The sequence below is a fragment of the Thermogemmatispora sp. genome (assembly GCF_019683755.1).
Classification (GTDB): Bacteria; Chloroflexota; Ktedonobacteria; order Ktedonobacterales; family Ktedonobacteraceae; genus Thermogemmatispora.
The window spans coordinates 1-7,740 of sequence record NZ_JADGHT010000222.1; the positions used below are offsets into that span (position 1 = coordinate 1).

General features: G+C 60.4%; 3 protein-coding genes. 1 reads left to right on the top strand and 2 read right to left on the bottom strand.

The annotated features are described in order from the left end of the window. The coding region (locus IRZ24_RS13865) for a GAF domain-containing sensor histidine kinase (RefSeq protein WP_297165240.1) at positions 1–2,584 on the top strand (2,584 nt) is incomplete at its 5' end. 290 nt (positions 2,585–2,874) lie between these two features. On the opposite strand, the gene IRZ24_RS13870 is transcribed toward IRZ24_RS13865, so the two are convergent. Together IRZ24_RS13870 and IRZ24_RS13875 are read right to left on the bottom strand one after the other, a co-directional pair. Beyond that, positions 2,875–3,045, bottom strand: a complete 171-nt coding sequence (locus tag IRZ24_RS13870; RefSeq protein ID WP_297165242.1) for a hypothetical protein — start codon at positions 3,043–3,045, stop codon at positions 2,875–2,877. A gap of 923 nt (positions 3,046–3,968) precedes the next feature. Continuing rightward, positions 3,969–7,661 (bottom strand): AAA family ATPase, encoded by a 3,693-nt coding sequence (locus IRZ24_RS13875; protein ID WP_297165244.1) that lies wholly within the window; start codon positions 7,659–7,661, stop codon positions 3,969–3,971. Positions 7,662–7,740: the final 79 nt, after the last annotated feature.

Here is a 7,740-nt window from a genome sequence, read left to right on the forward strand (position 1 = left end):
GACCCTCTGCCTGCTGGGTATCATCTGGTTCTTTCTGGTTGGTCCCTCCTACACGATGCTGCGCCACAGTGGCATCGACTTAGCTACGCTGACGATCAGTCTTAGCTATCCCTTCCTCGACCTGCTGCTCGTGCTCACAGGCGCGATGCTGCTGACACTGACTCAAGTGGAGCAGCCCCTGCGCCCTTCGCGGCTGCTCCTGACTGTCGGCGCCGGCTCCTTACTGTGGGCCGATAGCTGGTACTGCTACCTGGTTCTGCACCAGAGCTACGTTTCAGGAACGCCCTACGTCGATACCGGCTGGCTTCTCTTCTTCGCTGTGCTGGGCCTAACCGCCTCTTGGCAGTATAGTGCCCTCGCCCGGCACGCCTACCACCAGCAGGCTCAAGCCCGCAACAGCCAGGCACTGGAGGAATTGAGCCGTGAGACGGCTAACGAGGAGCCATCACTAGGTGATTATCCCCCCGAACATGCCCTGCTTTTCCAGAGCCTGCTGATCTATTTGCCGTTCATCATCGAGATCGTTTTGACACTTTATTCCAGTCTGATCCATGATGGTATCAGAGCGGCCTTTCTCGATACGTTAACGGCAGCAGTAGCCATCTGTCTCTTTCTACGCTATCTGCTGACTGATCAGCAGAATAGTGAGCTGTTGCATGAGCGTGAAGAGCGCCGGCAGGAGGCCGAGCGCCTGCGCCTGCTCACGGCTCAGCTGAGCGAAATTCTGGAGCTGAATCCTTTGCTGGAGCGCATCGTAAGTCTGGCTCCGAAGGCGCTGGGCTGTGAGGCAGCCATGCTTTTGATCCAGGAGAAAGCTCCTTTCCCTGAGATGCCCGCCAGCCTGAAAGTCTATGTAGCGGCTTCACCCGCTGAGCAGGTGATCCTCTGGCGCTTTGAGGGACAACACTTTGACGTCTGCGCGGCCCTGCAGCCATATGAGGTGGAGGTTCACCAATCAGAGGTGACACCTGAGGACCTGCCCGCCGAGATCGTGGCCTGGTATACTCACGAGCAGATCCGGGCGAGTCTGGTGATCCCTCTGATGTATCAAGAGAAACATCTTGCGAACCTGGTCTTCTGCAGTCGCTCAGACCGTCCCTTTTCGTCGGCGCAGAAGACGACAGCGCGCGCATTCGCGGAACAGGCTGCTACGGCGCTTGAACACGCCTTTCTCTATCAGGAGGCCCGTGAGCAAGAGGCTTTCGCCCAGGCCCTGGCGAATATTGCCACTCGCCTCAATTCAGCCATCGTTGAGCCAACGGAGATTCATCAGATTATCTGTCGCGAAGGCGCTAACGCCCTTGACGCCGATTACGTGCTGCTCTATACCCCTGATCAGCATGGCAGTTTGCTCCCCCAGGCCATTGCGGTCAGCTCCGACGAGCTGTCCAGTGAACTGAGCGAGTGGCCGGCGATCTACGAGCATGAGTATGAGGCCCAGGCTTTAGCCTCGCCTCAGCCGCTGCTCATCCCCCTGACTCACTTCTACCAGCTAGATCCACCGCTCTCGCCGGCCCCGGTCCTGGTCCAGGCCGGAGTTGCTAGCGCAAGCTCCCTGGCCTGGTCGCAGCATCCACCACGGCGGCAACGGATGTATCGCGCCCTGTCCCTGCGCGAGATGCTCGCCAGACGCTATGTGCCAACAGCGATTCTAGCTCCTCTTTTCTCGCGCAATGTCGCCGTCGGCCTCCTGGTTCTGGCACGCGCTTTGCGCCCGGGTACCCAGGAGCGCCAGCCGCTGGGCCTGCCTGATCTGCCGCGCGCTCAGGGCTTCGCCGAGCAGGCCGCCGTTGCTTACACCAATGCCACGCTCTATCAGCAGCTCCGTACGGCTCATCAGCAGCTCCAAGAACTTGACCAGCTCAAGGATCAGTTCATGATTACAGCCTCTCATGAGCTGCGCACTCCGCTGACCGCTGTGCAGGGCTATCTGGAGCTGCTGGCCCAGTACGACGATGCCCTCTCCCCCGAGCAGCGTTATGAGTTCCTGCATAAGACACGCCTGGCCTGCGAAGAACTCGTACTCCTGCTCAATAACATCATGGATGCCAGTCGCCTGGAGGTTGATGCCGGCATCCGTCCGGCCCATATCGAGACGGTAGCTGTTGAAGATATCGTCCAGAGCGTGGTCGATATGATGGAGCCACAATTGACGCAGGAAGAACGCCTTGTCTATCTAGATATTCCACCGGATCTGGCAGTACAGGCCGACCCGGTGCGCCTTCGTCAGATTTTGCGCAATCTGGCCATCAATGCTCTGAAGTATTCGCCGCCCGGCACGCCGATTACGTTCCGCGCCCGAGCCTCGCTGGATCATGCTTCACTGCGGCCTTGCGCCTTGATTAGTGTCAGTGATCGCGGAAAAGGCATTCGTCCAGAAGACCAGCCCAAGCTGTTTCAGCGCTTTGTGCGCCTGGAGAGCGATGTCAACAGCCCGGTACGTGGCTCGGGTCTAGGCCTTTATATCTCTCGCCGTCTGGTCGAGGCTATGAGGGGGAAAATCTGGGTAGAGAGCACAGGGATACCAGGTGAGGGAGCTACCTTTACCATCGAACTACCCCTGATGGGCAGTAACCTTAACTAGTCAGAAGGCGACCATAACCTTTGGGCGCTTTGCCGGTCTTCGCCCCTCTGTCTGGGCATGGCATAGAGCTTCACGCCGAGAGCAGCGACCGGCTCCAGGTCCTGCCCGCGCGGTTACCGCCGCGTCCGAGGAGAGAGGAGGGAGGCATGGGGGCAAGGGCAGGCAGTACAGAGCAGACGGCACAGCGGAGCCAGAGAGGCACCGCCTCGCCTTATGTTCTTCTGCCCTTCTCTTGATCAAGCGATCTGACCGCTTGCCCTGTCCACCCGCGCCAACCCTTAGAACTCGTATTACTTCTTCTGCTCTTCCTTAGCGGCAGTTGCTTCCGCCTGCTTCTTCACCAGGGGTGGCACGTGCTGCTCACAGAAGCGGAAAGTTCGCCCGCCGGAGAGCAGCTGAGCATAGGCAGCCGGCTCGCCGCAGGTATCGCAGCGGCCCACATGTGTTTTGACTGCTTTCATGACAAAAAAAGAGAACCTCCTTACCGCTGTCTATAGGCAGGTACCGACGCCACTCGCCGCCCAGTCTCAGCATGAGCGAGGAGGGCTAACGTGCACCGATCTTCAGAGAGGATTCGCCACTCTATATGATACCACATCATCGCTCCCTTCGCTTCTCTCCCCGGCAGCACTCTCCCTGTCTTGTCTTATGTAAGAGTATACTCATCTTCTCTAGCCGGGCGGGCCTGCAAGCGGCTTCCCAGAGAGAAGCAGAGAGGCATAACGCGAGTAGTTTATGCGAAAGCGAGCAGTAAAAAGCGAGAGAGCGCCGCTCACGAGCGGGCTTGCGAGCAAGCCAGGCTGATAGCGCCAGGAAAGTGAGCATGAAGGAGGCAGGAGTAAACTAAAGATAGTGGTGTCGGGTCACCTGTGGTGATCGTCTGGGTGCCAGCGCGCTCGTTGAGCCGGGCGCCTCCAGGCCAGTGTGCCCGCGTGCTCCGAACCGGAGGCCGTTGAGCCGCGCCGCGCCACGGCGCCCGGGGAAGTGAGGACAGGCTCCGGCAGCACTCTGTTGCGTGCCACAGCAGAGGGGTCCGTTGAGCCTGACCCTGTGCGCGGCTGCAGCGCAGAGTTCCGGCCCTGGCTCGTTGAGCCGGGCTGCAGCCCTGCAGGCCATGCTGACTGGCTCCGAGCCGTTAGACGATCACCACACCACTTCCCACTTTATTCCTCTCCTGGCGCATGACCGGACCGCACCACTTCTATTGGTATTGGCGCCCGCTCTTGATGCAGGCATGATCCTGCCCGATGCTCTGCCAGCCTTGCCACCTCTTGCTCTCTAGCACAACTGGCTTTTCCCTACCGCTGTGGCGAGGAGACGAGCCATGTGACGCCGTGGGCCGTGGCGCTGACTGCTGGCCAGCGCCAGCGTCTCAAGCAAGGGACTAGGAAGCCGCATCGGCCTCAACGCCAATCTCCTCGGAGGCTGAGGCGGCGATCTCCGACGCTGGCGCCGCTGTCGGCGTGGGTACCACCCCTGGCTCGTGCACACTGATTTCCAGATGGCCATTGACAGCCGTGACATGCACTACGCCCGGCTTGGGGATGTTGCCCATTAAGATACGCAGGCTCAGCGGCACTGTCAGCAAGCGCTCAATAGCCCGACGCAGGGGACGCGCTCCCTGTGTGCGACTGAACCCCTCCTTGCAGAGCAAGTCGATGGCGCTCTCATCAGCCTGGAGGGTCAGCCCTTGCTCCAACAAGCGTGAGGCCAGCTCGTTCATCTGGAGGCGCGTAATCGCTCGTGCATGCTCCTGCGTCAACGGGTGGAAGATCACGATCTCGTCGATACGGCTGAGGAATTCGGGACGGAAGGTCTGGCGCAGGCGCTCCATGAGCTGCTCACGCTGCATCTCTTCCAGCGATGCCTTGCTGGCGGCACGGAAGCCACTCGGGAGCGAGCGCCCCAGCATATCGGTGCCCACGTTCGAGGTCATAATCCAGATGGCGTGCTGGGCATCGACGGTATGTCCCTGGGCATCGGTCAGACGCCCGGCGTCAAAAACCTGCAAGAAGAGGTCAAAAACCTCGGGATGGGCCTTCTCGACCTCGTCTAGCAAAACCACGCAGTGCGGGCGGCGGCGCAGCTTACCAGTGAGCTGCCCCTCCTGGTCATAGCCGATGTAGCCTGGCGGTGCCCCCACCATGCGCGAGACGGCATGCTTTTCCATATACTCCGACATATCCACTCGGATCAGATATTCGTCGGAGCCAAAGACCTCAGCAGCCAAAGCCCGTGCTAGCTCGGTCTTGCCCACACCGGTCGGCCCCAGGAAGAGAAAGACCCCCGCCGGACGATTGCGCGGCTTCAGGCCGGCTCGCGCCACTTGAATCGCCTGCGTCACCCGGCGAATAGCCTCGTCCTGGCCGATGACGCGCGCTTTCAGTCGGCTCTCCAGGTTGAGGAGGCGATCACGCTCCTCACGGCCTGGTGCATTGACCGGGATGCCCGTCCGCGCCGAGATTACCTCGGCCACGGTGGCCGCCGTGATCACCGGTTCCTCGCCTAGCTCGTCACGATTATCCTGCTCGACCGATTCGTCTTCTACCCAGAAGACCCGCGCCTGTGAACAGGCCTCGTCAAGCACGCTGCAGGCCTTGTCAGGTAAGCGCAGGTTAGGCAGATATTGTACCGAGAGATGAACCGCCGCTTGCAGAGCCTCTTCCGTAATGCTGACATGGTGATGCTGCTCGTACAGCTCGCGCATCCCACGCAGAACCTGCAGAGCTTCCTCTGGTGACGGCTCTTCGATAATGATCGGGCGCAGACGGCGCTCCATCGCCGCATCTTTCTCGATCATGCGATATTCCTGCGGCGTGGTCGCTCCGATACAGCGCAGCCGCCCCCCAGCCAGCGCTGGCTTGAGGATGCCAGCGGCGTCGATGCTGCCATCAGCGGCCCGTCCGGTGCCAATCAGCAGATGCATCTCGTCGATAAAGAGAATGATATTGCCGCTGTTTTCGGCCTCCTCCAGCACCTTGAGCAGGCGCTCCTCAAACTCGCCACGGTACTTGGTACCAGCTACCAGCGAGCTGGCCGACAGCTCGATGAGGCGTTTGCCGCGTAGCTCCGGGGGAACACGCCCTTCAACAATGCGTTGGGCCAGGCCACCAACAATGGTGGTCTTCCCTACGCCTGAGTCGCCGATCAGGATCGGGTTGTTGCGATCCTTGAGCATCATAGTCTGCATCAGCAAGCGCAGCTCTTTTTCACGGCCAATCAGTGGAGGCAACTGTTTCAGACTGGCCTGGCGCGTCAGGTCGCGGCCCAGCCGTTCAAGCAGTGAGTTGCTGGGGCGCGGCGCCGGCTCAACCAGGCTGAAGCCCGCAGGCATCTCCACCGTCGGAGGCTGATGGGACTCCGATGAAGGGGCCAGCTCCAGTAAGGCATGGGCCTCGCTGGCCATGATCAGTTCGATGAGCTGCTCGGGATTGATACCAATCTGCGTTAGCAGGTTGTGGGTCACGCCATCACCCTCACTCAGTACGGCACGTGCGATGGCGCGCTCATCGATCATGGTGGCGCCGGCATTGATAGCATTGCGCTCAGCAGTCAGGAGGATTTCTTTACAGCGTCGCGTCGGCAGAATAGGCGTGTCGCTGGTGGCTTTGCCACTGCCTAGGGCACTGCGAATGACATCGCGCACCTGCTTGGGCGAGAAATTGAGGCTGCGCAGGGCATCCTGGGTACAGCCGCCATCAAGCTTGGTGAGGGCAATGAAAAGATGCGGCGTCCCTAGGTAATCCTTGCGCATGCGCCGCGCCTCCGCCAGAGCGATGCTCAGGACTTCCTCCAGAAAGCGCCGGTCGAGCGTGTGCGACGAAGATGGCAGCGAGGGGATCAGTGGCTCTTCCTCCTCTTCAAAGATGTCGACATAGTCGGCGGGATTACGCTCGGGTATGCCAAAGCTCAAGCGCAGCAAAGGATCGCCGTAGAGCTGGAAGGCAATCCAGGCCGCATGCTCAGGTCGACGCTGGGCCAGGATAGCCCGACTGCGCCTGACGGCTTCGCCAACGGTGACCCCGTCGCTTAGCTCCTGGTAGAGCAAGACGGCGAATTCTCGGATGCGCGCCACTGGCAGAGGCCAGCGCAGCACGATGACCGCTCCCGCCCCCGCTTCGATCAGTCGCCGGGCTAGGCGTTGAAGCAGCTCCTCACGCTCTGGCTGACCGTGGGAAGCTATCCCCCCACTACCAGGACCGGGCAGTCCGGTAAGGCCTCGGTTTGCTGATCGCTCCGATCGCTCGCCTTCGTAGTGACTGAAAAAGATGAGAGGACGCCGCGGTAAGAGCTGGAAAAGTTGGGCCGCCGCCTCGCTATCAAGCCGCGAGCTACCCGCGAGCGCAAGCGCCGGCTCACCAGCTACCAGCACTGGCCCCACCCCCGCATAGTGGATGATTTGCGGAGGCTCGCTGTTGATGCGCATACGCATGTCAAGCTGATTGGCCTGCTGACGGTAGAGGATCGTCCTTCCAATCGACTCAGGCAGCGCTGTGCATAATGCGGCAACCTCCTCCTCCGCCGTGCTGCGCTCACCGGTGGGATTGACAAGAAAGAGCACCGAAAGTCCCATCTGCTCACGCCTTCCCATCTTGCGCTGCATCCGCTCCGTCAGCGGCGCCATGCGCTCCTGCCGCGACTCGCCCGCTAGCCGGCTCATGCTCAGTCGCTGGCAGAGAAAGGGGCTTGGGCGCACGCTGCTGTCAAAGCACAGCTCCCAGGGAATCTCGGGGGTGTTCGTGTCCAGCAAGAGAGGGAGATCAAGATGCCGCAGCTCCTCTTGTAGCGGCAGCGGCAGCAGTTGCTCAAAGAGAAAGCGCCCCAGAGCCTGTACCGAATCGTTGATTGCGCCTAACTTCATCGTCTGGCGCTTGCTATCGGCCAGAGCCTGCGTCTGCATATATTGGGTCACGGCCTGTAAACTACGCCTGAGCCGCTCTTTCAGCTCAGAGGTGATCTCCGTGACATACTCGCGCCCTTCCCTGCTACCTTCCCTGGCAGGATACTCAGGCAGGTCAAGCCGGAAACGATAGACGCTTTCAGTGCGTATAATACTCAAGAGCGCCGGCAGTTCCATGAGTTCTTCTCTTCTACTATCTTCCCAGATTAGCTAGCCCTGAGAATACAACCTACTGCAAGAGCAGTATATCCCAAGC

Coding starts and splice junctions, on each gene's coding strand:
- IRZ24_RS13870 (WP_297165242.1), bottom strand. CDS start 3,045: ATGAAAGCAGTCAAAACACATGTGGGCCGCTGCGATACCTGCGGCGAG.
- IRZ24_RS13875 (WP_297165244.1), bottom strand. CDS start 7,661: ATGGAACTGCCGGCGCTCTTGAGTATTATACGCACTGAAAGCGTCTAT.